The organism is Pseudomonas kribbensis (genome assembly GCF_003352185.1).
In the GTDB taxonomy this organism is placed as follows: Bacteria; Pseudomonadota; Gammaproteobacteria; order Pseudomonadales; family Pseudomonadaceae; genus Aquipseudomonas; species Aquipseudomonas kribbensis.
Genome location: NZ_CP029608.1, coordinates 1,735,728 through 1,761,825, shown reverse-complemented (window position 1 = coordinate 1,761,825; position 26,098 = coordinate 1,735,728). Strand labels below are relative to the sequence as shown.

General features: G+C 60.7%; 29 protein-coding genes. 17 read left to right on the top strand and 12 right to left on the bottom strand.

Features of this window, described 5'->3' with window-relative positions:
• Positions 1–83 precede the first annotated feature (83 nt).
• The 5 genes from DLD99_RS08205 to DLD99_RS08185 all read right to left on the bottom strand — a co-directional run bounded on the left by DLD99_RS08205 (position 84) and on the right by DLD99_RS08185 (position 3,652).
• The gene (locus tag DLD99_RS08205; RefSeq protein WP_085710416.1) at positions 84–275 is read right to left on the bottom strand and encodes a DUF1289 domain-containing protein; all 192 of its coding nucleotides are present in this window, start codon (positions 273–275) and stop codon (positions 84–86) included.
• A gap of 2 nt (positions 276–277) precedes the next feature.
• Entirely contained in the window at positions 278–1,315 is a 1,038-nt protein-coding gene (scpB, locus tag DLD99_RS08200) for an SMC-Scp complex subunit ScpB (protein WP_114881868.1), read from the bottom strand.
• An 11-nt stretch (positions 1,316–1,326) separates the two neighbouring features.
• Positions 1,327–2,025 carry a segregation and condensation protein A gene (locus DLD99_RS08195; RefSeq protein ID WP_170931588.1) on the bottom strand — a complete coding sequence of 233 codons (699 nt, stop codon included), beginning with the start codon at positions 2,023–2,025 and terminating at the stop codon, positions 1,327–1,329.
• A 120-nt stretch (positions 2,026–2,145) separates the two neighbouring features.
• Positions 2,146–2,775 (bottom strand): L-threonylcarbamoyladenylate synthase, encoded by a 630-nt coding sequence (locus tag DLD99_RS08190; RefSeq protein ID WP_096822250.1) that lies wholly within the window; start codon positions 2,773–2,775, stop codon positions 2,146–2,148.
• Positions 2,776–2,788: 13 nt separating this feature from the next.
• A complete protein-coding gene (locus DLD99_RS08185) occupies positions 2,789–3,652 on the bottom strand; it encodes a PHP domain-containing protein (RefSeq protein WP_114881867.1) in 864 nt (287 codons plus the stop codon).
• 87 nt (positions 3,653–3,739) lie between these two features.
• Here DLD99_RS08185 and DLD99_RS08180 point away from each other — a divergent pair, with 87 nt between their 5' ends.
• The 6 genes from DLD99_RS08180 (at position 3,740) to DLD99_RS08155 (ending at position 7,842) form a co-directional block, all read left to right on the top strand.
• Positions 3,740–4,336, top strand: coding sequence for a septation protein A (locus tag DLD99_RS08180; protein WP_085710410.1), 597 nt, complete (start codon positions 3,740–3,742; stop codon positions 4,334–4,336).
• 1 nt (position 4,337) lies between these two features.
• Positions 4,338–4,637: a YciI family protein gene (locus DLD99_RS08175; protein WP_096822226.1), complete on the top strand. Its 300-nt coding sequence runs from the start codon at positions 4,338–4,340 to the stop codon at positions 4,635–4,637.
• Positions 4,638–4,746: 109 nt separating this feature from the next.
• Positions 4,747–5,157 (top strand): SH3 domain-containing protein, encoded by a 411-nt coding sequence (locus tag DLD99_RS08170; RefSeq protein WP_085710407.1) that lies wholly within the window; start codon positions 4,747–4,749, stop codon positions 5,155–5,157.
• 7 nt (positions 5,158–5,164) lie between these two features.
• Positions 5,165–5,842 carry a response regulator transcription factor gene (locus tag DLD99_RS08165; RefSeq protein ID WP_085710405.1) on the top strand — a complete coding sequence of 226 codons (678 nt, stop codon included), beginning with the start codon at positions 5,165–5,167 and terminating at the stop codon, positions 5,840–5,842.
• Between the two features lie 142 nt (positions 5,843–5,984).
• The gene (locus DLD99_RS08160; RefSeq protein ID WP_114881866.1) at positions 5,985–6,434 is read left to right on the top strand and encodes an LTXXQ domain protein; all 450 of its coding nucleotides are present in this window, start codon (positions 5,985–5,987) and stop codon (positions 6,432–6,434) included.
• A 67-nt stretch (positions 6,435–6,501) separates the two neighbouring features.
• Complete coding sequence (locus DLD99_RS08155; protein ID WP_085710403.1) at positions 6,502–7,842, top strand: sensor histidine kinase; 1,341 nt, start codon at positions 6,502–6,504, stop codon at positions 7,840–7,842.
• Positions 7,843–7,856: 14 nt separating this feature from the next.
• Here the strand turns inward: DLD99_RS08155 and DLD99_RS08150 are convergent, their stop codons facing one another.
• On the bottom strand, positions 7,857–8,423 hold the full coding sequence (locus tag DLD99_RS08150) for a nitroreductase family protein (protein WP_114881865.1): 567 nt from the start codon (positions 8,421–8,423) through the stop codon (positions 7,857–7,859).
• A gap of 121 nt (positions 8,424–8,544) precedes the next feature.
• On the opposite strand from DLD99_RS08150, the gene DLD99_RS08145 reads away from it, so the two are divergent.
• Entirely contained in the window at positions 8,545–9,999 is a 1,455-nt protein-coding gene (locus tag DLD99_RS08145; RefSeq protein ID WP_085710400.1) for a TrkH family potassium uptake protein, read from the top strand.
• On the opposite strand, the gene DLD99_RS08140 is transcribed toward DLD99_RS08145, so the two are convergent.
• Positions 9,956–11,017 (bottom strand): AraC family transcriptional regulator, encoded by a 1,062-nt coding sequence (locus DLD99_RS08140; protein WP_205884480.1) that lies wholly within the window; start codon positions 11,015–11,017, stop codon positions 9,956–9,958. The genes DLD99_RS08145 and DLD99_RS08140 overlap by 44 nt on opposite strands.
• Positions 11,018–11,184: 167 nt before the next feature.
• Between DLD99_RS08140 and DLD99_RS08135 the strand changes: the two genes are divergently transcribed.
• Entirely contained in the window at positions 11,185–11,496 is a 312-nt protein-coding gene (locus tag DLD99_RS08135) for an Mpo1-like protein (RefSeq protein ID WP_114881863.1), read from the top strand.
• Between the two features lie 24 nt (positions 11,497–11,520).
• Positions 11,521–12,111: an HD domain-containing protein gene (locus DLD99_RS08130; protein ID WP_114881862.1), complete on the top strand. Its 591-nt coding sequence runs from the start codon at positions 11,521–11,523 to the stop codon at positions 12,109–12,111.
• A 15-nt stretch (positions 12,112–12,126) separates the two neighbouring features.
• On the opposite strand, the gene DLD99_RS08125 is transcribed toward DLD99_RS08130, so the two are convergent.
• A complete protein-coding gene (locus DLD99_RS08125; RefSeq protein WP_114881861.1) occupies positions 12,127–12,942 on the bottom strand; it encodes a UDP-2,3-diacylglucosamine diphosphatase in 816 nt (271 codons plus the stop codon).
• Between the two features lie 132 nt (positions 12,943–13,074).
• On the opposite strand from DLD99_RS08125, the gene DLD99_RS08120 reads away from it, so the two are divergent.
• Both DLD99_RS08120 and DLD99_RS08115 read left to right on the top strand, forming a co-directional pair.
• A complete protein-coding gene (locus DLD99_RS08120) occupies positions 13,075–13,839 on the top strand; it encodes a helix-turn-helix transcriptional regulator (RefSeq protein ID WP_114881860.1) in 765 nt (254 codons plus the stop codon).
• Positions 13,840–13,911: 72 nt separating this feature from the next.
• Complete coding sequence (locus tag DLD99_RS08115) at positions 13,912–14,805, top strand: DMT family transporter (protein WP_114881859.1); 894 nt, start codon at positions 13,912–13,914, stop codon at positions 14,803–14,805.
• Here DLD99_RS08115 and DLD99_RS08110 read toward each other — a convergent pair.
• Positions 14,799–15,086, bottom strand: a complete 288-nt coding sequence (locus DLD99_RS08110; RefSeq protein ID WP_085733803.1) for an Rdx family protein — start codon at positions 15,084–15,086, stop codon at positions 14,799–14,801. The genes DLD99_RS08115 and DLD99_RS08110 overlap by 7 nt on opposite strands.
• Before the next feature lie 71 nt (positions 15,087–15,157).
• Between DLD99_RS08110 and DLD99_RS08105 the strand changes: the two genes are divergently transcribed.
• Positions 15,158–17,347, top strand: coding sequence for a patatin-like phospholipase family protein (locus DLD99_RS08105; RefSeq protein ID WP_114881858.1), 2,190 nt, complete (start codon positions 15,158–15,160; stop codon positions 17,345–17,347).
• Between the two features lie 6 nt (positions 17,348–17,353).
• On the opposite strand, the gene DLD99_RS08100 is transcribed toward DLD99_RS08105, so the two are convergent.
• From DLD99_RS08100 to recQ, 3 genes are all read right to left on the bottom strand, one after another.
• Complete coding sequence (locus DLD99_RS08100; protein ID WP_114881857.1) at positions 17,354–19,156, bottom strand: motility hub landmark protein FimV; 1,803 nt, start codon at positions 19,154–19,156, stop codon at positions 17,354–17,356.
• Between the two features lie 127 nt (positions 19,157–19,283).
• On the bottom strand, positions 19,284–19,718 hold the full coding sequence (locus tag DLD99_RS08095; RefSeq protein WP_065260957.1) for a MarR family transcriptional regulator: 435 nt from the start codon (positions 19,716–19,718) through the stop codon (positions 19,284–19,286).
• Between the two features lie 134 nt (positions 19,719–19,852).
• Positions 19,853–21,982, bottom strand: coding sequence for a DNA helicase RecQ (gene recQ, locus DLD99_RS08090; protein ID WP_114881856.1), 2,130 nt, complete (start codon positions 21,980–21,982; stop codon positions 19,853–19,855).
• 277 nt (positions 21,983–22,259) lie between these two features.
• Between recQ and DLD99_RS08085 the strand changes: the two genes are divergently transcribed.
• The 5 genes from DLD99_RS08085 to DLD99_RS08075 all read left to right on the top strand — a co-directional run bounded on the left by DLD99_RS08085 (position 22,260) and on the right by DLD99_RS08075 (position 26,083).
• Positions 22,260–22,847: a UPF0149 family protein gene (locus DLD99_RS08085; RefSeq protein WP_085710385.1), complete on the top strand. Its 588-nt coding sequence runs from the start codon at positions 22,260–22,262 to the stop codon at positions 22,845–22,847.
• A 10-nt stretch (positions 22,848–22,857) separates the two neighbouring features.
• Positions 22,858–23,253, top strand: coding sequence for a YbaN family protein (locus DLD99_RS08080; protein WP_065260960.1), 396 nt, complete (start codon positions 22,858–22,860; stop codon positions 23,251–23,253).
• Between the two features lie 117 nt (positions 23,254–23,370).
• Positions 23,371–24,057, top strand: a complete 687-nt coding sequence (locus DLD99_RS29085) for a hypothetical protein (protein WP_162803466.1) — start codon at positions 23,371–23,373, stop codon at positions 24,055–24,057.
• Between the two features lie 257 nt (positions 24,058–24,314).
• The gene (locus DLD99_RS29080; protein ID WP_162803465.1) at positions 24,315–25,247 is read left to right on the top strand and encodes a YncE family protein; all 933 of its coding nucleotides are present in this window, start codon (positions 24,315–24,317) and stop codon (positions 25,245–25,247) included.
• A gap of 464 nt (positions 25,248–25,711) precedes the next feature.
• The gene (locus DLD99_RS08075) at positions 25,712–26,083 is read left to right on the top strand and encodes a DUF6124 family protein (RefSeq protein ID WP_114881855.1); all 372 of its coding nucleotides are present in this window, start codon (positions 25,712–25,714) and stop codon (positions 26,081–26,083) included.
• Positions 26,084–26,098 lie beyond the last annotated feature (15 nt).

The window sequence follows — 26,098 nt, the reverse complement described above, 5'->3', positions numbered from 1 at the left end:
CGGGCGAAGGGATCGCCGAAGGGTCGCGAATCATACGCGGATGTGTTCGTTCGCGCATCAGAGACTAGTCGATCGAGGCCAGGTTATTTCTTTTTCCGCCGACCGGTGGCGCCGAGCTTGATCAGGCGCAACGCGGCTTCGGCCAGCACCGTGCGCTTGTCGTCCTTGTCGAGTTTCTTCCAGGCCCTGATCTCGCGCTTGCTGCGCCCGCAACCGAGGCAGATGTCATCACTGAACTTGCAGAGGCTGATGCACGGGTCCTTGGTCGAGCTCATGCTCAATCTTCGAACTCGCGGCGTTCGGCTTCGATGGCTTCGGCCAGAGCGCGGGCTTCGGCTTCTTCTTCGCTCAGCTCTTCCTCAGGTTCCGGTGCAGGTTGTTCGAGGCGAGCAACGGCGGCCAGCAGCTTTTCCCGGGCTTCGGCCACGCCGAGGACATCGTCTTCCTGCTCAGGCTCAGGTTCAGCCTCGGACTCAATTTCAGGCTCAAATTCCGATTCAGGCTCAAAATCGACCTCCGGCTCTGCTTCGAACTCACCATCGGCTGGCGGCTCGACCGGATCGGACTCAAACCCGGACGGCATCGGCTCGCCATCCGCAACATCCCGCAGCAAATCGTCGAAGTCGGTCTTGATTCCCTCCTCCATGCTGTCCAGTTCGAGCAACAAGCTGTGGAAACTGGTTTCCTCCTTCGGCTCTTCCGACTCGGCGCTGGCATCCGCCAGTTCCTGCAAGCCCGCAGGCACGGGGGCGTCGTCGAAGTCGAGTACCGGGACCGGCTCGATCTCACGCAGTTCGGCCAGCGGTGGCAACTCATCGAGGCTCTTGAGATTGAAATGATCGAGGAACAACTTGGTGGTGGCGAACATCGCCGGTTTGCCCGGCACGTCGCGGTAACCGACGACACGGATCCACTCGCGCTCCATCAAGGTCTTGACGATGTTGGTGTTGACCGCCACGCCCCGCACGTCTTCGATCTCGCCCCGGGTGATCGGCTGGCGATAGGCGATCAGCGCCATGGTTTCCAGCAGGGCCCGGGAATAACGCTGCGGGCGCTCCTCCCACAGGCGGCCGACCCACGGTGCGAACTTCTCGCGAATCTGCAGGCGATAACCGGACGCGACCTCCACGAGCTCGAACGCCCGCCCCTCGCAGGACTTGCCGAGCAGGGTCAGGGCTTTCTTGAAGACCGGCGGCTCCGGCCGTTCGCCTTCCTCGAACAACTCGTACAGGCGTTCAAGGGTTTGCGGCTTTCCCGAGGCCAACAGAAAGGCTTCAAGCAGGGGCGCCAGCTCGCGGGGTTCACTCAGGTTCATGTTCGGACTCGTTATTCGACTCGGGCTCGCACGTGGATCGCGGCGAACGGCTCATTCTGCACCAGCTCGACCAGGGATTCCTTGACCAGTTCAAGGATCGCCATGAAGGTCACCACCACACCGAGCCGGCCCTCCTCAGCGGTGAACAGCTCGACGAACGGCACAAAGCCGCCGCCCTTGAGCCGCTCCAGCACATCGCTCATGCGTTCGCGGGTGGACAGTGCCTCGCGGCTGACCTGGTGGCTTTCAAACATGTCGCCACGGCGCAGCACTTCGGCCATGGACATCAGGATTTCTTCCAGCGCCACGTCCGGCAGCAACTTGCGCACCGTGACCTGCGGCGCGTCGAGCTTGGGCACGATCACGTCGCGACCGACCCGGCTCAGGCCATCGATGCCCTCGGCGGCGGCCTTGAAGCGTTCGTATTCCTGCAGGCGGCGGATCAGTTCGGCGCGCGGGTCTTCCTCTTCCTCTTCGACGGTTTCGGCCCGGGGCAACAGCATCCGCGACTTGATCTCGGCCAGCATTGCGGCCATCACCAAGTATTCGGCGGCCAGCTCCAGGCGCACCGACTGCATCAGCTCGACATAGCCCATGTACTGGCGGGTGATTTCCGCCACCGGGATGTCGAGGATGTTGATGTTCTGTTTGCGGATCAGATACAGCAGCAGGTCGAGCGGCCCTTCGAAGGCTTCGAGGAAGACTTCCAGGGCGTCCGGCGGGATGTACAGGTCCAGCGGCATTTCCGTGACGGCCTGGCCATAGACCATGGCAAACGGCAGTTCCTGCTGGGCACCGGCCTGGGGATCAACGGTTTCTACTGCGGACATTCAGGCCTCGACCATGAACGGAGCCGGATCGCCGCAACCGACGCGGACCACTTCCGGATCGTCGCCGGTCAGGTCGATCACGGTCGACGCTTTGATACCGCCGAAACCGCCATCGATGATCAGATCCACCTGATGTTCCAGCAATTGGCGCATTTCGTACGGATCACTCAGCGGGTCTTCATCGCCGGGCATGATCAGGGTCACGCTCATCAGCGGTTCGCCCAGTTCGGCCAGCAGCGCCAGGGCAATCGGGTGACTCGGCACGCGCAGGCCGATGGTGCGTTTCTTCGGATGCAGCAACAGCCGGGGCACTTCACGGGTGGCGTTGAGAATGAAGGTGTAAGGCCCCGGCAGGTGGGCTTTCAGAATACGGAAGGTGCCGGTGTCGATCTTGGCGTAATTGCCCAGTTGCGACAGGTCGCTGCAGATCAGCGCGAAGTTGTGCTTTTCGTCGAGCTGACGCAGGCGTCGAACGCGCTCGATGCCGTTCTTGTCGCCGATCTGGCAGCCGATTGCGTAGGAAGAGTCCGTTGGATAGACCACCACCCCGCCCTTGCGGATGATCTCGACCGCCTGTTTGATCAGGCGCGCTTGCGGGTTTTCCGGATGGATCTGGAAAAATTGACTCACATTCTCTACCTGTTCAGACGGCGGCAATAACTGTGTCATGTTTGAACCGACACCACAGGGGTGGAAGGTCCTCAGGGAGCGGCCGGTACTGGCCGATCTCCGACCAGCCTCCAGGGCCATGAAAATCACTGCCGGCGCTGACCAGCAGACCAAACTCACGGGCAAGGATCGCCAGGCTGCCCACCTGTTCCGCAGGCTGATGACCGTTGACCACCTCGAGCGCCTGCCCGCCCGCTTGAATATAGTCGGCAATCAGCTTTCGGCGCTTGCTGCGCGTGAAATCGTAGTGCCAGGGATGCGCCAGGCTGACCCAGGCCCCGGCGGCGCGCAGCGTGCCGACGGTGTCTTCGAGGGTCGGCCAGTGTTGCTTGACATCCCCCAGCTTGCCGGCGCCGAGCCATTTGCGGAACGCTTCGGCGCGATCCTTTACAAAACCTTCACGCACCATCCAGTCGGCGAAATGCGGACGGGCCGGTGCGTTGCCGCTGTCGCCCAGTTCCTGCTGGATCTGCCGCGCGCCGTCGAGGGCGCCGGGCATGCCTTTGAGGGCGAGCTTGCGGCTTATTTCTTCAGACCGCAGCCAGCGGCCATCGTGCAGACTGGCGATTGCCTCGACCAACGGCGCGGCGTTGACATCGAAACCGTAGCCCAGCACATGAATGGTCGCGCCGCCCCAGGTGCAGGACAGTTCGACGCCGTTGACCAGTTGCATGCCCAGCGCTTCGGCGGCCGTACGCGCTTCGGCGAGGCCTTCGAGGGTGTCATGATCGGTCAGGGCCAGGATTCGCACGCCGTTTTCGAACGCACGCGCAACCAGTGCCGCAGGCGCCAGGGCGCCATCGGAGGCCGTGCTGTGGCAGTGCAAATCAACATTCACGGGGATGTGTAACCTCAAATCAGCTGGCGCTATCGCGCGCCCATATGTTTGTTATTATGCCGCCACATCCAGCTTCTGGCTCTCACTGTGAAACAATTCATCGATTTCATCCCGCTTCTGCTGTTTTTCATCGTCTACAAACTCGATCCACGCACCGTCGACGTTGCCGGCCATGAGTTGACCGTAGGCGGCATCTACAGCGCCACCGCCGTGCTGATCATCAGCTCTCTGGTGGTCTATGGCGCGCTCTTCATCAAGCAGCGCAAGCTGGAAAAGAGCCAGTGGCTGACCCTGATCGCCTGCCTCGTGTTCGGCAGCCTGACCCTGGCCTTCCACAGCGAAACCTTCCTGAAATGGAAAGCCCCGGTGGTCAACTGGCTGTTCGCCCTGGCCTTCATCGGCAGCCACTTCATCGGTGACCGCCTGTTGATCAAGCGCATAATGGGCCACGCGCTGACCCTGCCGGACGCTGTCTGGACGCGCCTGAACATCGCCTGGATCGGCTTCTTCCTGTTCTGCGGAGCCGCCAACCTGTTCGTCGCGTTCACCTTCCAGGACTACTGGGTGGACTTCAAGGTGTTCGGCAGCCTGGGCCTGACCGTGCTGTTCCTGGTCGCTCAGGGCATCTACCTGTCCCGTCACCTGCACGACGCCGATACCACAACACCAAAAACCGAGGACTGACATGCTCTACGCAATCATTGCCACCGACGTCGCCAACTCCCTGGACGCGCGCCTCGCCGCCCGCCCGGCCCACCTTGAACGCCTGCAAGTGCTCAAGGGTGAAGGCCGCATCGTCCTGGCCGGCCCGCACCCGGCGGTCGACAGCAATGATCCGGGCGCAGCGGGTTTCACCGGCAGCCTGATCGTTGCCGAATTCGACTCCCTGAGCGCCGCGCAGGCCTGGGCCGACGCCGATCCGTACATCGCCGCTGGCGTCTACGCCAACGTTGTCGTGAAGCCGTTCAAGCAAGTCCTGCCGTAATCCTTCCCCGCGCGATGAACCTTGTCGGTTCATCGCGTTCTCAATCGCTCATTATTCTCGTTTGCCGGCCGACAACCTGCCCAATATCCATTTGGTAACAGGAGTCGCGATGCGCAAGGGTCCGTTGTGTCTGATGCTGGTCACGTTGTCGATCATGGCGCCCGCCCATGGCGAAGAAAGCACCGAAAGCGGCAATTCCACGCCACTTTCGTTGAGCGCCGGCAGCCAGATCACCGAGTTGCAGCAGCGCCTGAAGGCCAGCGAGCAGCAGCGGGAAGAACTGAGCAAACAACTGCAGAATGCCGATAACACCCGCGAAAGCGCCCAGCTTGCCCGGTTGCGCCAGGAGAACCAGCGTCTGAAGCTGCAACTCAAGGAAGCCCAGGCCAGCCCGTTGCCGCGCCTGCTGACGGAACAGCAGCAATGGTTCGTCACCGGTGCCGGGGTAGCGCTATTGGCCCTGCTCTGCGGTATCTTTGCCAGTGGTGCAAGTCGAAAACGTCGACAATGGCTAAATTGAGTGAGTCATGAGCGAGCTGTTACTGATTGATGATGACCAGGAGCTGTGTGAGCTTCTGAGCAGTTGGCTGAGCCAGGAAGGCTTTCAGGTCCGTGCGTGCCACGACGGCCAGAGCGCCCGCAAGGCTTTGGCCGAATCCGCCCCCGCCGCGGTGGTGCTGGACGTGATGCTGCCCGACGGCAGCGGTCTGGAACTGCTCAAGCAATTGCGCAGTGAACACGCCGATCTGCCGGTGGTGATGCTTTCGGCCCGTGGCGAACCGCTGGACCGCATTCTCGGCCTGGAACTGGGTGCCGACGATTACCTGGCCAAACCCTGCGATCCGCGAGAGCTCACTGCCCGCCTGCGCGCCGTGCTGCGCCGCAGTCACCCGGCCGCCGTGTCGACCCAGCTCGAGCTGGGCGATCTGAGCTTCAGCCCGGTACGTGGCGTGGTCAGCATCGACGAAAAGGAGTTTACCCTCACCGTTTCCGAGAGCCGCCTGCTAGAAGCGCTGCTCAAGCAGCCGGGCGAGCCGCTGGACAAACAGGAACTGGCGCAGATCGCCCTCGGCCGCAAGCTGACCCTGTACGACCGCAGCCTGGACATGCACGTCAGCAACCTGCGCAAGAAGATCGGCCCCCACGCCGACGGCCGCCCGCGCATCGTGGCCCTGCGCAGCCGTGGCTACTATTACAGCCTCTGAATCCCCCGCACGCGGACGCTTTGTCAGTTCGATGACAAAGCGTCTTTACCCAAGCTTTACCCAGCGCTGACCGCCGCTGACCTTGATCTCCGTAATCTGTACTCATCCGGAACGTACCGGGAACGAGACAAGGAGATACACCATGCGCAAGACTCTTATCGCTCTGATGTTCGCTGCCGCTCTGCCAACCGTCGCCATGGCCGTGCCGCAGGATGGTGGCCCGATGGGTGGGCCGGACGGCGGCTGGAGCCACGGCGGTCAGATGCACCGCATACACGGCAAAGGCCCGTACAGCCAGCTGGACCTCTCCCGTGAACAGCGCGAGCAGATCCGCAAGATCATGGGCGAGCAAATGCACGAACGTAAGCAGACGGTCGAGAAATACCTGGAGAAACTCTCGCCAGCCGACCAGAAAGCCATGAAGGACGAGATGGCGGCCAACCACAAGAAAGCCGAATCCGATGTCCGCGCCGTGCTGAAACCGGATCAACAGAAGAAATTCGACGAGATCCAGAAGAAACAGGCCGAGCGTCGTGCTGAATGGGCCGAGTTCAAGGCCTGGAAAGCGCAACAGCCGCAAAAGGCGCAATAATGTTCTAGCGTCACGCCCCGACCCAACGGCTAATTGCCGTTGGGTTTTCTTTGTTTGAGGATTTTCTGTGCGTTCATTGTTCTGGCGTATTCTCGCGAGCTTCTGGCTGGCCATCGCTCTGGTTGCGGGGCTTTCCATTCTGCTGGGGCACATGCTCAATCAGGACGCATGGATCCTCAGCCGCCATCCGGGGCTCAATACGTTGGCCGCCGACTGGACGCAGACCTACGAATCCCAGGGCGAGGACGCCGCTCAAGACATCCTCCAGCAGCGTAAACGCCAATATCACATCGACGTCCAGGTGCTGAACGAGAGCGGCGACCCGGTGGTGCGCGGCACCTTCCCCCGTCGCGCGGCGGCGTTCGAGGCACGGCAGAACAACGATGACCGACGCCTGCCCTGGCGGCGCCTGACCGATGAGTTCACCAGTGAAAAGACCGGTGACACCTACCTGTTCATCTACCGCATCCCGCATCCGGAACTCGACGCCTGGCACCGTGAAAGTCTGCTCTGGCCATTGAGTGCGCTGGGGATCGCGCTGGTGGTGCTGACCCTGTTCAGCCTTTTGGTGACACTCTCCATCACCCGCCCGCTCAACCGCTTGCGCGGCGCGGTGCACGATCTGGGGCAGACCACCTATCAACAGAATAGTCTGGCGAAACTGGCCAACCGCCGCGATGAGTTCGGTGTGCTGGCCAACGACTTCAACCGCATGGGCGCACGCCTGCAAAGCCTGATCGGCAGCCAGCGCCAGTTGCTGCGCGACGTGTCCCACGAATTGCGCTCCCCGCTGGCACGGCTGCGTATCGCGCTGGCATTGGCCGAACGGGCGAGTCCGGAAGAACGGGAAAAACTCTGGCCTCGCCTGACCCGCGAGTGCGATCGGCTGGAAGCATTGATCAGTGAAATCCTGGTGCTGGCGCGAGTCGATGCCGACAACGCCAGCGCCGAAGCCGTGGATCTGAATGCGCTGCTGGGCACTCTGCAAAAGGATGCGCAACTCGGTTCGCCAGAGCAGACGGTGCGCCTGGAAGCCGAACCGCAGCTCAATCTGACCGGCTGGCCGACCATGATCGAACGCGCCGTGGACAACCTGCTGCGCAATGCCCAGCGCTTCAACCCGGTAGGGCAATCGATTGAAATGCAGGCTTCACGTCAGGGCGAGCGAATCGTGGTCAGCGTGCGCGATCACGGGCCGGGGGTCCAGGCCGAGCATTTGAGCCAGTTGGGCGAACCGTTTTATCGGGCACCGGGGCAGACCGCTGCCGGCCATGGCCTGGGCCTGGCGATTGCCCGGCGGGCGGCGGAGCGCCATGGCGGGACGCTGGTACTGGCCAATCACCCGCAGGGCGGGTTTGTGGCCAGTCTTGAGTTGCCGCTGGAGCCGGGTGCGGTTGTCCAGCCCTGACGGGGTTTTCAGTGTCAGGCTTTACCCGGCCAGGCACTGACAAACTCGGCCAGATCAACCTTCTCCGCCACTCGCGGTTCTTTCTGCGGCGTGCCGAGGTACAGGAAAGCAATCACCTCTTCGTCATCCGTCAGGCCCAGACCCTTGGCGACATGTTTCGAATAAGCCAGATCACCCGTACGCCACACCGCGCCAATCCCCTGCGCGTAGGCCGCCAGCAGAATTCCGTGGGCGGCACAGCCTGCGGCCAGCAACTGCTCGGCCTTCGGATATTTGACGTGATCCTGCAAATTGGCGATGACCACGACCACCAGCGGCGCCCGCAGCGGGCCGTTGCGCGCCTTGTCGATCATCGCTTCGGTGACTTCGCCTTCCTGCATCTGCGCCGCTTCGGCCAGCAACTCGCCCATCTGCTCACGCGCCGCGCCTTCGACGGTCAGGAAACGATACGGCTGCAAATGGCCGTGATCCGGTGCACGGGTCGCGGCGGCAAACAGCACTTCGCGCTGTTCGGCGGTGGGGGCCGGGTCGATCAGTCGTGGAACGGAAACACGGTTGAGCAAAGCGTCGAGAGCCTGCATCGGCCACCTCCTGAAAAAAATGTCCGGCTATTCTAGCTGCAAGTGATCCGGCCGCGTCGGTTTACATGCCTTGCCCCGCAGGTAGAATGGCGCCTTTCCCACTTCAGCCCGAGCGGACTTCATGGCGTTGCCGACCTTACGGATCATTGGTTTCATCATCGGCATCTTCCTGATCACCCTGGCCATCGCCATGGTCGTGCCCATGGCCACCCTGGTGATTTTCGACCGCACCGGCGACCTGCCGTCGTTCCTCTGGGCGAGCATGATCACCTTCGTCGCCGGCCTGGCGCTGGTGATTCCGGGGCGCCCGGAACACATTCACCTGCGCCCCCGCGACATGTACCTGCTGACCGTCACCAGCTGGCTGGTGGTGTGCATTTTCGCCGCGCTGCCGTTTCTGCTGACTCAGCACATCAGCTACACCGACTCGTTCTTCGAAAGCATGTCCGGCATCACCGCTACCGGTTCGACCGTTCTCAGCGGCCTGGACACCATGTCTCCCGGCATCCTGATGTGGCGCTCGCTGCTGCACTGGCTCGGCGGCATCGGCTTCATCGGCATGGCGGTGGCGATTCTGCCGCTGCTGCGTATCGGCGGCATGCGTCTGTTCCAGACCGAGTCCTCGGACCGCTCGGAAAAGGTCATGCCCCGTTCGCACATGGTGGCGCGGCTGATCGTGGTGACCTACATCGGCATCACCATTCTCGGCAGCCTGGCGTTCTGGTGGGCCGGGATGAGCCCGTTCGATGCGATCAACCACGCGATGTCGGCAATCTCCACCGGCGGGTTCTCGACCTCTGACCAGTCCCTGGCCAAGTGGACGCAACCGGCGGTGCACTGGGTGGCGGTGGTGGTGATGATCCTCGGCAGCCTGCCGTTCACCCTGTACGTGGCAACGCTGCGTGGCAATCGCCGGGCGCTGATCAAGGATCAGCAGGTGCAGGGCTTGCTCGGCATGTTGCTGGTGACCTGGCTGGTGCTCGGCACCTGGTACTGGTGGACCACCGACCTGCACTGGCTGGACGCGCTGCGCCACGTGGCGCTGAACGTGACCTCGGTGGTCACCACCACCGGTTTTGCCCTGGGTGACTACAGCATGTGGGGTAACTTCTCGCTGATGCTGTTCTTCTATCTGGGCTTTGTCGGCGGCTGCTCCGGTTCGACGGCCGGCGGGATCAAGATCTTCCGTTTCCAGGTCGCCTACATCCTGCTCAAGGCCAACCTCAATCAGCTGATTCACCCGCGCGCGGTGATCAAGCAGAAGTACAACGGTCATCGCCTCGACGAAGAGATCGTGCGCTCGATCCTGACCTTTTCGTTCTTCTTCGCCATCACCATCTGCGTGATCGCCCTGCTGCTGTCGCTGATCGGCGTGGACTGGATGACGGCGCTGACCGGCGCGGCCAGTACCGTGTCCGGCGTCGGCCCGGGGCTGGGTGAAACCATCGGGCCAGCCGGCAACTTCTCGACCTTGCCGGATGCCGCCAAGTGGATTCTGTCGTTCGGCATGCTGCTAGGCCGACTCGAGATCATTACGGTGTTTGTGCTGTGTATTCCGGCGTTCTGGCGTCACTGATCGCGTTCGGTGCCTCCAGCAATCGCGCCCGGTAATCGCCGGGCGTGGTGTCGAACCAGCGGCGGAAGGCACGGAAGAAGTTGCTCGGGTCGGCAAACCCCAGCAGATAGGCGATTTCCAGCAGGGTCATGCTTGGCTGCGCCAGGTATTGCTCGGCAAGTTCTCGGCGGGTGTCATCGAGCAACTGCTGAAAACTGGTGCCCTCCTCCTGCAGTCGCCGCTGCAAGGTACGCTGCGACAAGTGCAGAGTCTGCGCCACCGTGTCGCGCTTGGGCTCGCCCTGGGGCAGCAAACGACACAACACCTGCCGTGCCTTGTGGGTCACGCGACTTTCGGAAAACCTCGCCAGATATTCCCCGGCAAACCGGTCGTGCAGCAGCGCCATCGCCTCGTTGGCGGTGGGCAGCGGCGCTTCCATGTCCGCGCGCTCGAAGATCAGCGCGTCATACGGCGCGTTGAATACCAGCGGTGCATGAAAGGCTTGTTTGTAAGGTTCAAGATCATCGGGCTCGTCGCCCTGCACCAGCACTTTGCGTGGGTGCAACGTGCGCCCGGTCAACCAGCCGCACAGCGCCAGCGCGCAGGCCAGCGAGGCTTCGGCACTTTGCCGGGTCGGCGGCAGATGATCACCGTGCACCGTCAGAATCAGCGCATAACCTTCGTCGAGCAGACGAAAACTCAAGTCGGCACTTTCGGCAATGATCCGCTGATACCGCACCAGTCGCTGAAAACCTTCGGCCAGGGTATTGCTGGACATCAGCGCGTAGCCCGCGACATGGAACGAGGCCGGTCGCACCACCTTGCCCATGTTCAGGCCGATGGCGGGATTACCGGACAGCTCGACCGCCCGTTGCCAGAGTCGGGTCATGGAGTCCTGCGGGAAGCGTGCGTCCGGATCTTCCAGCGCCGCGTAATCAAGCCCCAGCTGCCTGAACAGAACCCGACAATCCAGGCCGTCCATTTCCAGTGCCTTGACAATCCCCATTGCCCAGCTTGCAGATGTCGTACGTTCGCTCATGGCGTTTATTCTTGGATGACATGGTGAGCCGCATACTACGGCCGATTTCCCAAGGATAGTAAAGTGGCGCCGATTGTCACTGGCCGACGCCACTGTTCACTCTAGACTCAAATAAGCTACCCGCCGAACAACTTGCAATCAGAACAATAACCACAGAGATCGCAGTCGTGGAAACCATCAAACATTTCAGCAGTTTCGCCGAGTTCTATCCGTACTACCTCAGCGAACACAGCAACAGCACCTGCCGTCGCCTGCATTTCATCGGCACGACACTGGTGATCTTCATTCTCGCCATGACCATCGCCAAGGGCGCCTGGCTGCTGTTGCTGGCCCTGCCGCTGGCCGGTTACAGCTTCGCCTGGGTCGGCCATTTCTTCTTCGAGAAAAACCGGCCGGCGACTTTCCAGCATCCGCTCTACAGCCTGCTGGGCGACTTCGTCATGTACCGCGACATGATCCTGGGCCGCGTGGCGTTCTAGAAACCCTGACCAAGAGAATTGCCGATGAATGTCACTGCCCGTTTCACCCACATGAAGGATGGCACGCAGGAAGACTGGGCGATCATCGCGGCGGATTTCAGCGCCTACGCCCGTCAGTTGCCGGGCCGGATCATGGCGCACCTGAAACTGCTCGAAGGTGATTTCGGCGGGTTTCCGGTGGATCGCCTGACCCATTCGCTGCAGACCGCGACTCGTGCCCATCGCGACGGGCGCGACGAGGAATACGTGGTCTGCGCCCTGCTCCACGACATCGGCGACACCCTCGGCTCCTACAATCACCCGGACATCGCCGCCGCGATTCTCAAGCCGTTCGTCAGCGCCGAGAACCTGTGGATGGTGGAAAAACACGGGATATTCCAGGGCTATTACTTCTTCCATCACCTGGGCATGGACCGGCACCTGCGTGAGCAGTTCAGCGGTCATCCGCAGTATCAGGCGACCGCGGAGTTCTGCGCGAAATACGACGCAGCGGCGTTCGACCCGGACTACGACACCCTGCCGCTGAGCTACTTCGAACCGATGATGGAACGGCTGTTCGCCCAGCCGAAAAACTCGATCTACAAAGCGGCAATGGAGGAACACTTTCCGGCTTGAGTTGATTTGAAAAACTCAGGCCAGCTCGGCCACCTTGGCCGCTTTCAGCTCTGCCTCCCGCGCCTGCGCATCCGCCAGGCGATACAGCTCGATCGTGCCGTCCCAGTGTTCGATCAGCGCCGTGCACGACTCAACCCAATCACCACAGTTGAGGTAATCCACCTCGCCGACCTTGCGGATTTCGGCGTGGTGAATGTGCCCGCAGACCACCCCGTGCAACTCACGTTTCACGCACTCGTGGGCGATGGCTTCTTCGAAGTCGCTGATGAAGCTGACTGCGGTCTTCACCTTGTGCTTGAGATAGGCCGACAGCGACCAGTAGCCGTAACCGTATTTCGCCCGCCAGTGATTGAGCCAGCGGTTGAGGGTCAGGGTGAATTCGTAGGCCGAATCGCCGAGGAATGCCAGCCAGCGGTGATAACGGGTGATCACGTCGAACTGGTCACCGTGAATCACCAGCAGATGCCGGCCATCGGCGGTGACGTGCACGGCTTCGTCGACCAGCTGGATGTTGCCCAGGATCAGCTTCGAATAGCGCCGCAGGAATTCATCATGGTTGCCGGTGACGTAGATCACCTCGGTGCCGCGCTTGCTCATGGTCAGCAGTCGGCGAATGACGTTGGTATGCGCCTGGGGCCAGTACATGCCGCTGCGCAGTTTCCAGCCGTCGATGATGTCGCCGACCAGGTAGATCTTGTCGGCGTGATAGCCCTTGAGAAATTGCGACAGATGCTCGGCCTGGCAATCCCGCGTGCCCAGGTGCACGTCGGAGATCCACAAGGTGCGAACCCTTTGTTTACGACTGGGTCTGGCGAGCTCGGCGCTGGTCATGGGCAACCCTCTGCGATGTTTTCGCCACTGTGCGCGAGCCCGGTTAATCGACCATGACAGGTGTGCGTCAGTCTTGTGACAAACGCGGCACTCTCGCGCCGGTGTAGACTGGCGGCTCGCCCGGAGACCGCCATGCAACCGATCCTGACCCTGCGCCATTACACCCACGACCTGATCGTCCACAGTCACGACCACGCGCAACTGGTGTTCGGCCTGTCCGGTGCGCTGGATTTCGAGGTCGAAGGACACGGCAGTCAGGTCTTGCAGCAGAGTTTCGTGGTGATTCCTTCCGGTGCGCATCACGCCTGCGGCAGCCCCAAGGGCAGCCGTTGTCTGGTGCTGGACGTGCCGGACGAGCAATGGCTGACCCGTTCGCTGGGCGATCACGCCGAGGCCAGCCGCCGTCTGCTGGATAACACCGCACGCCTGTCGCTGGATGCCGGACAAGGTCAACTGGTCAATTGGCTGGCGAACAGTCCGGTGGACGATCCGCTGATTGCGCAGCAAGGCGCGGTTCTGTTGCTGGCCAGTCTGAACCACGCCCGACCTGCCGAAGTCTGCGCCCGTCGCTTGCCCTACGCGGCACTCGATGCGCACATCGAGCAGTACGCGGCCTATCCGCTGCAAGTCGCGGATCTGGCGCGTGTCGCCGGACTGTCCAGCGCCCGATTGCATGCGCGATTCGTCGCCGAATGCGGGCAAACACCCATGGACTACATTCGCAGTCGACGCCTGCACAAGGCCGTCGCGCTGTTGCGGGAAACCACGCTGCCCATCGGTGAAGTCGCCAGCCGCGTCGGTTATGGATCGCAAAGTGCCTTCTCGGCCGCCGTCCTGCGCGAGTTCGGGACCTCTCCTACACAATTGCGACGCGAGGCTGACGACAAAAGTCGATAGTCTGCCGACAGACTTTTCGGCCGCTACAGGCTTCAATGTGTGTCTGAAATGGTGTTTGGAAAAAGGACCACAATGACTCCCCGTACCGCCCTTGGCGCCCTGCATATCGGCGCACTGATGTTCGGACTCACCGGCGTCTTCGGCAAACTCGCCGCCGCAACCCCGGCGGTCGTTGTCTTTGGACGGGCCGCGTTTGCCGTTCTTGCGCTGGCGTTTTTCGCCCGTTTCGCCAGTCAGCACGGCTGGCAAAAACTGCAGGCGGTGGATTGGCGACGCCTGGCCCTGAGCGGGGTATTGCTGGCCGGCCACTGGGTGAGTTTCTTCATTGCGGTGAAGGTGGCGGGTGTTGCGGTGGCCACCCTGGGTTTCGCCAGTTTTCCGGCCTTCACGGTGATTCTCGAAGGGCTGATTTTCCGCGAACGTATCCGCGCCAACGAAATCATTCTGGTGGCACTGGTCAGTGTCGGTCTGGTGCTGGTGACCCCGGCGTTCGACCTGGCCAGCGGCGCTACCACCGGGTTGCTCTGGGCGATCCTGTCCGGCCTGCTGTTTTCCCTGCTGTCGCTGACGAACCGCGCCAGTTCCGGGCGCATTCCGGCGGTGCAGGCAGCACTGTGTCAGAACGTGGTGGTGGCGTTGTGTCTGCTGCCGGTGGCGGCGCCGCAGCTGAGCGAAGTGCGCGCCATCGACTGGTTGTGGATCGCCCTGCTCGGGGTGTTCTGCACCGGCGTCGCCCACAGCCTGTTCGTTGCCAGCCTTGCGGTGATCAAGGCGCGCACCGCCGCGGTGGTGTTCGCCATGGAGCCGGTGTACGGCATCACCGTCGCGTGGTTGCTGTTCGATGAAAACCCGACCTTGCGCATGCTGCTCGGCGGTGCACTGATCATCGTCGCCATCGTGGTGTCGAGCCAGATGTCAGGCAGCACCAGCAAAAAAACGGTGGAGGCCGAGGCCGCGTCTCATTGAGTTCGGTCGTTGTGGCCGAGGTCGCGGTCAGGGTCGATCTGGTCGCGTACCCGTTGCTTGAGTACCTTGGCTTCGGGGAAGCCACCATCGGTCTTGCGCTCCCAGATCTGCACGCCGTCGCAACTGATGTGAAAGATCCCGCCGGTGCCCGGCACCAGTGACACCTTGCCAAGGTCATCGCCAAAGGTGCTGAGCAGCTCCTGCGCCAGCCATGCGGCGCGCAACAGCCACTGGCATTGCGTGCAATAGGTGATGACGATTTCCGGTTTTGTCGCGGTCATGATCGCTGAAACTCCTGAGCCAGAGGGCGCCGCTATAATAGCCGGCTTTAACGCTCGCCCCGAGACTCACAATGCGTCGTCTGCTGATCTGCCTTTTGCTTGGTTTCCTCCCGCTGCTTATTCATGCCAGTGAAGCGCCGCGGCCGAAAGTCGGCCTGGTGCTGTCCGGTGGCGCGGCCCGTGGTCTGGCACACATCGGCGTGCTCAAGGCGCTGGAAGAGCAAGGCATCAAGATCGATGCGATTGCAGGCACCAGCATGGGCGCGGTGGTCGGTGGCCTCTACGCCTCGGGCTACAAGATCGACGAACTGGAAAAACTCGCCCTGAACATCGACTGGCAGCAGGCCCTGTCCGATGCGCCGCCCCGAGAAGACGTACCGTTTCGGCGCAAACAGGATGACCGCGACTTTCTGGTGAAGCAGAAACTGAGCTTTCGCGACGACGGTAGCCTCGGCTTGCCTCTCGGGGTGATTCAAGGGCAGAACCTCGCGCTGCTGCTGGAAAGCCTGCTGGCCCACACCAGCGACACCCGTGATTTCGACAAACTGCCGATCCCGTTCCGCGCCGTGGCCACCGACATCGCCAACGGCGAAAAAGTGGTGTTTCGCAAAGGCCACCTGCCCCAGGTGATTCGCGCCAGCATGTCGATCCCGGCGGTGTTCGCCCCGGTCGAACTCGATGGCCGGCTGCTGGTGGACGGTGGCATGACCGACAACATTCCCCTGGATGTGGCCCGGGAAATGGGCGTCGATGTGGCCATCGTGGTCGACATCGGTACCCCGCTGCGCAACCGCAAACAACTGACCACCGTGGTCGATGTGCTGAACCAGTCGATCACCCTGATGACCCGGCGCAATTCCGAAGAACAACTGGCGGCGCTGCACCCGAACGACGTGCTGATCCAGCCGCCGCTGGCCAGTTTCGGCGCCACCGATTTCGGTCGCGCCGAGGAAATGATCGATGCCGGCTACCGCGCCGCCAAGGCCCTCGACACCCGCCTCGCCCGATTGAAGCCCGCAGAGTCTCAGGACGCCGAGCTCAACGCTGCCCGCGCACCGAGCCAGCGCACACCGATCATCACTGCGATCAGGGTCGAGAACGACTCGAAAGTCGGCGACGACGTGATCCGCTACTACATCCGCCAGCCCATCGGTGAGCCGCTGGACCTTGGGCGTCTGCACTCGGACATGGGCACCCTGTACGGCCTGGATTACTTCGAACAGGTGCAATACCGCGTGGTGCACAAGGGCCAGGAACACACACTGGTGATCAGCGCCCGAGGCAAACGCAGCGGCACCGATTACTTGCGGGTCGGTTTGAACCTGTCGGACGACATGCGCGGCGACAGCGCCTTCAACCTCGGCGCCAGCTACCGAATGAACGGCATCAACCGCCTCGGTGCCGAATGGCTGACCCGGGCGCAGATCGGTGACAAGCAGGAGCTCTATACCGAGTTCTACCAGCCGCTGGACGTTGGCTCACGTTACTTCGTCGCGCCCTATGCAGCCTTCGAAGCGCAGAACGTCGACTCGGTGCTCGACAACGATCCGATCGCCCAATATCGGGTGGAACGCTACGGCTTCGGCCTGAATGTCGGCCGCCAGATCGGCAACAACGGCGAAATCCGCTTTGGTGTCGGTGAAGCCTGGGGCAAGGCTGACGTACGAATCGGCGATCAGAATCTGCCGAGCGAACACTTCAACGAAGGTTTCTATGCACTGAAATATTCGTTCGACTCACTGGATAACGTGTACTTCCCCCACGACGGCAAGGACGTCAGCCTGACCCTGATGCAATTCGAACCGAGCCTGGGTTCCGACACGCGCTACCGGCAGTGGGAATTCAAACTGGACAAGGCCATGAGCAGCGGCCCGAACACACTGATTCTGGGCGGGCGTTACGGGCGCACGCTGGAGGATGCGAATGTGGTGACATCGAGCTTCCTGCTCGGTGGCGCCCGACAACTGTCCGGCTTCCGCGAAGATGCCATCTCCGGGCAGAACGTCAGCCTGATGCGGGCCGTGTACTACCGCCGCCTGACGCCACGCGCCTACCTGCCGCTGGACTTCCCGTTGTACGCCGGCGGCTCGCTGGAGCGTGGCCGGGCCTGGAACAACGACAATGAGTTCGACAGCGGCTACATCAACGCGGCCAGCGTGTTCATCGGTTTCGACACACCGTTGGGGCCGCTGAATTTCAGCTATGGCCTCAACGATGCCAATGAACAGGCGGTTTATCTGAATCTGGGGCAGACCTTCTGAACCGCATCAGCGAATCCCGGCCAACAGGGTTCGGGCGGTTTGCCTGAGCGGCTCATCGCCCTCTTTGAGCAACTCATTGAGCAAGGCGATCGCACTGTCGAGGTCGCCGTCGTCGATGCAGGTCTGGGCCTGTTCGAGCTTGCCGGCGTTGGCGGCCTCTGTCGGATCCGGCTCGGGCTCCGGCGCCTGCAGGTCCAGCGGTTCCAGGGCCAGTGACTGGCCTGGATCGCCAAACTCGTTGAGAAAGTCTTCATCGATAGCCTGGACTTCAGGCTCGGCGATCCACTCCAGCTCTGTCGTTTCAACATCATCGCCGGCGGTTTGCGGCAACTCGAAATCCCGCGGCAAGACTTGCAGGCTTGAGCCAAGTGCCGATGGCGCCGAGGACAGTGGGTCCGTTACCGGGCGACTGTCTTCCAGATCCCAGCTGGAATCCATCGACAGTTGCTCCAGATTCAGCTCGAAATCATCTTCGGCCAGTGGTGTTGTGGGTGTGGCCTGCTCAACGGGCAACGCGGCGATGACCGGAGCCACCGCAACCAACGATTCAGTCCTGGCCAGTTTCGGATATCGGGCGCGAATCTCGTGCAACCGCTGCTCCTCGACACCGAGCCGGCGCAAGTGGTTTTCCTGATCGTCATACGCCGCCTGATCACCCTGGCGCCCCAGCACCTCGAGCAACTGCATGCCGAGATCGATGCGCTCCGGTTCTTTTTGCAAGGCGTCGCGCAGCAGACCGAGCGCTTCGCCCAGTCGTCCGTAGGCCAGATAAATGCCCACGGCTTCCAGCACATCGCCGTTTGTCTGTTCGTCCCGATGCTCGACGGCGCCATGGGCAGCATTAGGATGAACAGGTTCGCTGTCATTGAGCTCCGGTTCGCTTCGCTGCGGCAGCACGCGTGCCGGCACGTCCGGGATCACTGCCTGCTGACGTCGGCGGCGGCGAACGATCAGCCCGATCACCAACCCTCCCAGTAGCACCAGCAAGCCACCGAGCAATGGCCAACTGACGGAATCGTCTTGATTCTCCGCCGGTGCAGCGACGGGAACCGGGACCGAGGCAGGCGCCGCCGGGGCTGCGGGTGCCGGAGGTGCCTGCTGAACCTGCGCGAGATGCGCCTGCAGATCGGCCAGCTGTTTTTTGCCGTCGGCGATTTGCACGTCCTGCGCCTGAAGCTTCAGGTTCAGCTCATCGATGGTTTTCTGCAGTTGCTGGTTCAGCAACACACTGGCCGCCAGCTGTTCCGCTTGGGCGTCGTTGGTCGTTTGAGGGGACGGCGCTGCCGGTGCGGCAGCAGGCTTGTTTTGAGTAATGGCGGCAGGTGCCTCGGGCGTTGGAAACTCCGAAGACTGTGCATGCACATCAGGTTCGTCGGTGGCCGGCACGATGCCCGGCGAACCCGGCGGATCGATCAGCAACGTGTATTCGCGCAACACGTGGCCGTTGGGCTGATTGAGCTGCACCAGGAAATTCAGGAAAGGTTCGTTGACCGGTTTGGTCGAGGTCACCCGGATCAGGTTGCGACTGCCATGCAGGATCGGAGTGAATTTGAGGTCGTTGAGAAAGAACACCCGCTCGACCCCGGCACGGCCGAATTCGTCCGCCGAGGCCAGGCTGGCCGAAAGCTCGCCGGCACTGAGCCCTGCGGCGTCCACCAGGGCAATGTCGGCCTTGAGCGGCTGATTGAGCGCTGAATGCACGGTGATATCACCGAGACCCAGCGCCAGTGATGCCGTGGACCAGGTGAATACACCGGCCACCAGCAGCGAATGGGCGCAACGCAGTACTACGTGCCGACTGTCGAGCATGAGCATCCCTTAAATAAGCAAAACCGACTTCTATGGGTTCGCACATCCGGTACGAACACGATATTGCCCAGTAGTTCTTATAGTCTGCCCAGCGCGATCCCTCAAAAAAACGGCACGTCGTTGTGCCTCAAGATTTTTCCAGGTTGGCCAGAATGTGCCCGTGAACCCGCATGCACACCTTCATGTCAGCCTCATCGATGCCCTCGAACAACTCCTTGCGCAGTTGCGTGGCGATGGTTTCGATCTGTTCGATCAACGGGCGGGCCGGGGCACACAGCACGATCTTTTTCGCCCGGCGGTCTTCCATTACGGACTGGCGTTGCACCAGGCCCTGGCTTTCAAGGCTGTCGAGCAATCGTGCGAGGGTCGGCCCTTCGACGCCGACGCTTTGCGCCAGCTCCCGTTGGGTCGGCGCCTCTTCGAAACGAGCCAGATGCAGCAGCACCAGCCAGCGCGCCTGGGACAGACCCAGACCGGCCAGCCGACGATCCAGTTCGGCACGCCAGCCACGGGACATCTGGGCCAGTTGCATGCCAAAGCGGTGTTGATCGGTTAACGGCATAAAACACTCATGGTTAGACTGAAGAAATAGAGAAAAACTAATTATTAGTCAGCTAAGCATGACATTTGGCTATAGGCAAGAGCTGCCCTGTACTGAATCGTTACATCCGTACAACGGTTTGTGTAAGCAAATGCTCACATCTCGAATTCAGATTGCAGCGCAGCCCTAACGCAATACAGCACACCCTCCGGTACGCGACCGGCAAACAGCTCCGCCACTTCGGCGACCGACGGCAACTCGCCCTCGCCATCGAGGAACGCATCCTGGACTTCGCCCATCAGGTCTTCCGGCAGGTCCAGCGCCTGTTCCAGCGACAGTTGCTGCTTGCCGATGGCTTCGGCGAGCATGGTGTAGACGTTCTTTTCCGAGCACTGCAACTGACCGGCAATTTGCAGCGGCGTCATGCCGGCACGAGCCAGGGTAATCAGTTCGTGGCGCACGTCGGCGACCACCTTCGGCGCCTCGGCCTCGCCGCCCAGCACCTCGAGGAAGGCCTCACCGTAGCGTTCCAGCTTGCGTGCGCCGACGCCGCTGACCCGGGCCATGTCCGCCAGCGAAGTCGGCTGGCTGCGGAGCATTTCCAGCAGGGTCGAGTCGGGGAAGATGACGTACGGCGGTACACCATGTTCTTCCGCCAGTTTGCGCCGCAGGGCGCGCAGGGCTTCCCATTGTTCGCGTTCTTCGCCACGCACCAGTTGGCTGGCCTGGCTCTTGCTGCCGCTCTTGGCGGTGATTTGTGGTTTGAGGTCGCGGCGCAGCTCCAGGCTCACTTCGCCCTTGAGCAGCGGCCGGCAGGTGTCACTCAGACGCAGCCCGCCGTAGCCTTCATGGTCGACATCGGCCAAGCCGCGCGCAACCAACTGGCGGAACAGCGAACGCCATTCGCTCTCCCCCAGCGCCTTGCCCACGCCGAACACCGACAGGTGCTGATGACCGAAGCTGCGGACTTTTTCGTTGTCCTTGCCCAGCAGCACGTCCACCAGATGGCCGACGCCGTAACGCTGCCCGGTGCGGTAGATCGCCGACAGCGCCTGACGCGCAGGCTCGGTGGCGTCCCAGGTCTGCACGCCGTCGATGCAGTTGTCGCAGTGGCCGCAAGGCTCCGGCATGTCTTCGTCGAAGTACGCCAGCAGTGCCTGACGGCGGCAACGGGTTTCTTCGCAGAGCGAGAGCATGGCGTCGAGCTTGTGCTGCTCCAGACGCTTGTGGCGCTCGTCGCCTTCGGAGTTCTGCAGCATCTGCTTGAGCATCACCACGTCTTGCAGACCGTAGGCCATCCACGCGTCCGCCGGTAGACCGTCACGGCCGCCGCGTCCGGTTTCCTGGTAATAGGCCTCAAGGGATTTCGGCAGGTCGAGGTGAGCGACGAAGCGCACGTTGGGTTTGTCGATACCCATGCCGAACGCCACGGTGGCGACCATGATCAGGCCTTCCTCGTTGAGGAAGCGCTTCTGATGATAGGCGCGCAAATCGTTAGGCAAACCAGCGTGATACGGCAGCGCCGGGAAACCCTGTTCGGTGAGAAACGCGGCCACCTCCTCCACCTTCTTGCGCGACAGGCAGTAGACGATGCCGGCATCGCTGCGTCGCTCGGCAAGGAACGCCAGCAACTGCTTGCGCGGCTGCTCCTTGGGCACGATGCGGTAGAAGATGTTCGGCCGGTCGAAGCTCGACAGGAAACGCTCGGCGTTCTGCAGGTGCAGACGGGTGACGATTTCTTCGCGGGTACGCTTGTCGGCGGTGGCAGTCAGGGCGATGCGCGGCACGTCGGGGAACATTTCCGCCAACTGCCCCAGTTGCAGATATTCCGGACGGAAGTCGTGGCCCCATTGCGATACGCAGTGCGCTTCGTCGATGGCGAACAGCGCGATGTTCAAGCCTTGCAGGAACGACAGCATGCGCGGCTGCACCAGACGCTCCGGCGCCAGATAAAGCATTTTCACTTCGCCGCGCTTGATCCGGTTGGCGAGGTCGCGTTGCTGTTCGGCGCTCAGGGTGGAGTTCAACGCGGCCGCCGCCACGCCCAGCTCTTCGAGGGTGGCGACCTGATCGTCCATCAGCGCGATCAGCGGCGACACCACCACCGCCAGGCCGTCGCGTAGCAGCGCCGGCACCTGGAAGCACAGGGACTTGCCGCCGCCGGTCGGCATCAGGACAAGGGCATCACCGCCACTGGCCACGCGCTCAATGATTGCACCCTGACGGCCACGGAAACTGTCGTAGCCGAAGATGTCCTTGAGGACGCGTTGAGCCTGTTCGAGCATAAAAACTCCAAAAATCCACCGAAACATCCCTGCACAGGCTGGTTCAAGACAGCCGAGGCTGCTTTAAACAAAACGTAAGGGCGCATTGCATGACGCCGTACGGATTCAGCCGCGACGCCGGCAGGGATCGCAAAGCGCGGCAGTATACCCGAGCCCTCCCCGGCAAAGGGCACCGCCGATAAGAAGCTTGTGCGGGCAAATCTGCCGTGCGGCTGGCTTGAGGGCTCAAGAAGGCCTAGAATTCCCGCATTGTTTATTCCCCCAAGGTAGCCCTTTAATGTCCTTCGCCGAGCAACTAACCCGCCTGCAAGTCTTCCTCGACGCCGACGAGCTGCATGAAGAGGCGCTGGACTACGTGGCCGCTCACGGTTACCTGACCGCGCTGTCGATCTGCGCCGACGTGGTGCCGGACCGTGAGTGGATCGACGCCCTGTTCGCCGAAGAGCCGCACTACAGCAGCGAAGCCCAGCGCGAAGAGATCGAAGCCACGCTGATCGGCCTCAAGGCCCACATCGCTCGCCAACTGGCGTCCGACGAAGAATTCGAGCTGCCATGCGAACTGGACCTGGGCGACGAGCCGGACGATTCCGAACTGCGCGGCTGGTGCATCGGCTTCATGGAAGGCGTGTTCCTGCGCGAAGCGGCCTGGTTCGAAACCGCCGAGGAAGAAGTCAGCGAAATGCTCCTGCCGATCATGGTCGGTTCGGGCCTGTTCGACGAACAGCCAGAATTCGAAGACATCGCCAAGGACGCCAACCTGATGGACGACATGATCGTGCAGATCCCGGAAGCCCTGACCGCGCTGTACCTGCTGTGCCAGGCACCCGACGAAAAACCGGCGATCCTCAAGCCACGTCACCACTAAGATCCGGCCTATGGACAACCCCATAGGCAACCGCCCTCTGATGTTGCGCTACATCCTGCTGGCCATCGGCTGGCTGAGCGTGGCATTGGGGGTGATCGGGATTTTCCTGCCTGTACTCCCCACCACTCCCTTCCTTCTGCTGGCAGCCGCCTGCTTCGCTCGCAGCTCTCCGCGCTTCTATCAATGGCTGGTAGAGCATCCCCGGCTCGGGCCATGGATCCGTGACTACCTCGATGGCAACGGCATACCGCTCAAAGGCAAGGTCTACGCGATCGGGCTGATGTGGGCGAGCATTCTGTTCTCGTGCTACCTGGTGCCGCTACCGTGGGCGCGTGGGTTCATGCTGACCAGTGCGGTGCTGGTGACGGTTTATATCTTGCGGCAGAAGACGTTGCGCAAGTCCTGACCGCTTGTCGCGACTGTCAAAGTTGACAGGTGCGCAACGTTCTTTTGATGGCGCTTCATGGGACATGCCCGCTGTTATTTCGACAGATACGGCAGAACTTGCGAAGGAGCGTTTACTATGAGTACTCAAAATCCTTTCTTTAGCTACTGCACGACGTTTCCCGGCGGATCCCCGATCAACCCTGGCGACACTACCCCCTCAACTAAAGTCGAGTTTGGCGGAAACGGACCGGCGGGTGCTCCATTTGTAATTACGGATAGCGGCTCGGTAGTGGCTAGTGGAGTGTTCAATCAAAGCAGCGCATTCATCCAGCGGTTGGAGAATCTGACTAATGGACCGCATCGCTTTGAACTGCGGGAAAATTCGAGTTTGCCGCCGACCGATGTTTGGATGCTGACCGTGAGCACGTCCGAACCAATTTATCTCGGAATGAATAACCAGGCGAATCCATCCATCTATTCAACTTCAATCCTTGGCAGCAAGTTTCTTACTTTTGCATTGATCCCCCAATCCGATGGATCAGTTGGTATTCGCAACCTCTACCTTCAAAATCTCGCACTCCATTTAAATGGCGAAGTCGCTAGTTGCGCGCCCTACTCTGGCACTCGAGGCGAGAGCTTTTTCATATTGTCGCGTGCCAATGGATCTGAAGTAATACAAAACAGCTACTCCAAAAAAGTGCTGGCGATAACGAGTTCAGGGGTGATTGGACAGGATCTGGATCCGGACGACAACAATCCATCGCAACGATTCAAGATCGTACCAAACAGCGGCAACACGCTCCTCCAGCTTTTCCACAGTTAGACAAAAGAGAAACAAGGCGAGAAAGTTCGCAAGTAAAAAAAACAGAACAAACCGAGACGTTTTTTACCCCCCCTGAAACTCGCACGTCCCTTCAACCGGGAGGGCGGGTTTTGTCATTTCAACGCCAACGAGAGCCTTTGTTGAATAGTGTTGAAACTTATGTCCGCAAAGCCACGCAACCTTGCGCCTTTGCCTAAATAAAAAAGGGGACGCATTTATTTATCAGTGCATTGCCGGTTTCGACGTGGGGGGTGTTCGTGGAGACCGAGGAAGAGTCTATTACGAAGATTCCAGGTTTACATAGGCCCAACAAAATAACTACCAGCCCCGACGGAAAACGCGCTTACGTCTGCGGCTTGTCCACTACAAGCGACGCTCTGACAACAGTAATCGATACCGAGGCCCGAAGAATCATCAAGACTATCCCATCTTATCGCGGCGGCGGGAGTCGCATAGGCGTTTCAAATGACAGTAGTCGATTTTATGTAAGCACTGGGACTGAAAACGGTAATTATCTTGAAGTATTTAAAGCCAGTGACCTTTCAACTCTTGGAAAAATCACAACCGAAATACTTGGAAACGTTGTCGTAGACCCGGCTGGAAGATATGTATATTTAGTTGGCCGTTTTGGAGGAGAACTACCTAATGGCAAACTCGAGAAGATCGATGTAATTAACTTTCGCTCAATCCAGACCATCCAACTACAAAATAATTCCGGTCATGGCGCCATCAGCCCGAACGGTACTTATATCTACGCAACCAACCCAAATGGAGATGGCGTATCCAAAGGTACTGTTTCGGTATTTGATACAGCGAATTCTCGCATAATCAAAAACATCGAAACGGTTCCAAACGTTAAAGAAATAGTAGCGAGCCCGGATGGAAGTACCATTTTTTCGGTCAGCTCTGAACGCAACATGCTTGTGGTGATCAATGTTCAAACTCTTTCAGTAACCCATCAGATTCCGTTAGAAGGTCCCGCCTATTATCTAGCAATCTCTCCTGATGGAAAGTATTTGATAACCAGCACTCAAACCACGGGACTAATTATTGACACCCAAGATTTCACGATTAAAAGGTTCCTTCCTGGAGATCCATTTGTTGGGCCTGCTTTCTCTTCGGATGGCCGTTCTGTCTGGGTTATCAAGGGAACGGAGGTTTGGGTAATCCCCCTCAGCATGATTCAGTAGAAAAGTGTAGAAAAGGGGAAGAAAAGGGGACGTATTTATATACCAGCCCTAACCATGAAGACCCGCCATCCCTTTCTACCGGGGTAGCGTTTTTGTCATTTCAACGTCAACTAGAGTCAACGTTTAATTGTGTTGAAGGTTATGTCCACAAAGCCACGCCACCTTGCGCCTTTGCCTACGCATCCGCCAGAATCCGCCGGCTTGTGCGCCTTGGGGGCGGGTTCTATTGTTTGGCGGTCGCTGAAAAGCAGCGATCGGGTTTAGCAGCCCGGATCTACTCTAGACGCACAATGCCGTTCGTTCGTGATCAGGCTCACGCCTGTCCGTTCACGTTATGGCGGCTTTGCGTGGGGCACTTCGGTGCGCCGGGTTCTAGAGTCCTGGTCTGCTAACCCGCGTACGGCCGCCACCTCTTTCGTTTAGCAGCGAAGCGTGGCGCCTCCACTACTCTAGAGGCTTTACCCATGATCAAACCCACGCCAAACCCGCCGGAAGTCGATTCGACTTCCCCCTACGAAACCCTCGACTCCAATAAATTCCACGAAGCCGCCGAACGCGCGCTCGACCACTACCTCAATCCGTTCCACCCCCGAAAACCGCTGCTCAAACCCAACACCCGCTACCTCATCGCCCCCGGCATCCCGAGCGAAGAGCTGCTGGCCGACGCCTGCGAAACCCTGACCTCGGCCAAAACCATGGCCAGCGATTTCGCCGGGATGATCGATACGCCGCAGCGGCATGTGCTGCTGGGCATCGGGCAACTGATCATGCTGGCGGAACTGGCGGTGAATCGGGTGCTGGATAATCTTGAGTTGAAAGCCGAAGCGGCGGTGTAGAGAAGTGTGTGTCCG

Coding starts and splice junctions, on each gene's coding strand:
- DLD99_RS08205 (WP_085710416.1), bottom strand. CDS start 275: ATGAGCTCGACCAAGGACCCGTGCATCAGCCTCTGCAAGTTCAGTGAT.
- scpB (WP_114881868.1), bottom strand. CDS start 1,315: ATGAACCTGAGTGAACCCCGCGAGCTGGCGCCCCTGCTTGAAGCCTTT.
- DLD99_RS08175 (WP_096822226.1), top strand. CDS start 4,338: ATGCTCTACGCAATCATTGCCACCGACGTCGCCAACTCCCTGGACGCG.
- DLD99_RS08170 (WP_085710407.1), top strand. CDS start 4,747: ATGCGCAAGGGTCCGTTGTGTCTGATGCTGGTCACGTTGTCGATCATG.
- DLD99_RS08165 (WP_085710405.1), top strand. CDS start 5,165: ATGAGCGAGCTGTTACTGATTGATGATGACCAGGAGCTGTGTGAGCTT.
- DLD99_RS08160 (WP_114881866.1), top strand. CDS start 5,985: ATGCGCAAGACTCTTATCGCTCTGATGTTCGCTGCCGCTCTGCCAACC.
- DLD99_RS08150 (WP_114881865.1), bottom strand. CDS start 8,423: ATGCAGGCTCTCGACGCTTTGCTCAACCGTGTTTCCGTTCCACGACTG.
- DLD99_RS08145 (WP_085710400.1), top strand. CDS start 8,545: ATGGCGTTGCCGACCTTACGGATCATTGGTTTCATCATCGGCATCTTC.
- DLD99_RS08140 (WP_205884480.1), bottom strand. CDS start 11,017: ATGAGCGAACGTACGACATCTGCAAGCTGGGCAATGGGGATTGTCAAG.
- DLD99_RS08130 (WP_114881862.1), top strand. CDS start 11,521: ATGAATGTCACTGCCCGTTTCACCCACATGAAGGATGGCACGCAGGAA.
- DLD99_RS08125 (WP_114881861.1), bottom strand. CDS start 12,942: ATGACCAGCGCCGAGCTCGCCAGACCCAGTCGTAAACAAAGGGTTCGC.
- DLD99_RS08120 (WP_114881860.1), top strand. CDS start 13,075: ATGCAACCGATCCTGACCCTGCGCCATTACACCCACGACCTGATCGTC.
- DLD99_RS08115 (WP_114881859.1), top strand. CDS start 13,912: ATGACTCCCCGTACCGCCCTTGGCGCCCTGCATATCGGCGCACTGATG.
- DLD99_RS08110 (WP_085733803.1), bottom strand. CDS start 15,086: ATGACCGCGACAAAACCGGAAATCGTCATCACCTATTGCACGCAATGC.
- DLD99_RS08105 (WP_114881858.1), top strand. CDS start 15,158: ATGCGTCGTCTGCTGATCTGCCTTTTGCTTGGTTTCCTCCCGCTGCTT.
- DLD99_RS08100 (WP_114881857.1), bottom strand. CDS start 19,156: ATGCTCGACAGTCGGCACGTAGTACTGCGTTGCGCCCATTCGCTGCTG.
- DLD99_RS08095 (WP_065260957.1), bottom strand. CDS start 19,718: ATGCCGTTAACCGATCAACACCGCTTTGGCATGCAACTGGCCCAGATG.
- recQ (WP_114881856.1), bottom strand. CDS start 21,982: ATGCTCGAACAGGCTCAACGCGTCCTCAAGGACATCTTCGGCTACGAC.
- DLD99_RS08085 (WP_085710385.1), top strand. CDS start 22,260: ATGTCCTTCGCCGAGCAACTAACCCGCCTGCAAGTCTTCCTCGACGCC.
- DLD99_RS08080 (WP_065260960.1), top strand. CDS start 22,858: ATGGACAACCCCATAGGCAACCGCCCTCTGATGTTGCGCTACATCCTG.
- DLD99_RS29085 (WP_162803466.1), top strand. CDS start 23,371: ATGAGTACTCAAAATCCTTTCTTTAGCTACTGCACGACGTTTCCCGGC.
- DLD99_RS08075 (WP_114881855.1), top strand. CDS start 25,712: ATGATCAAACCCACGCCAAACCCGCCGGAAGTCGATTCGACTTCCCCC.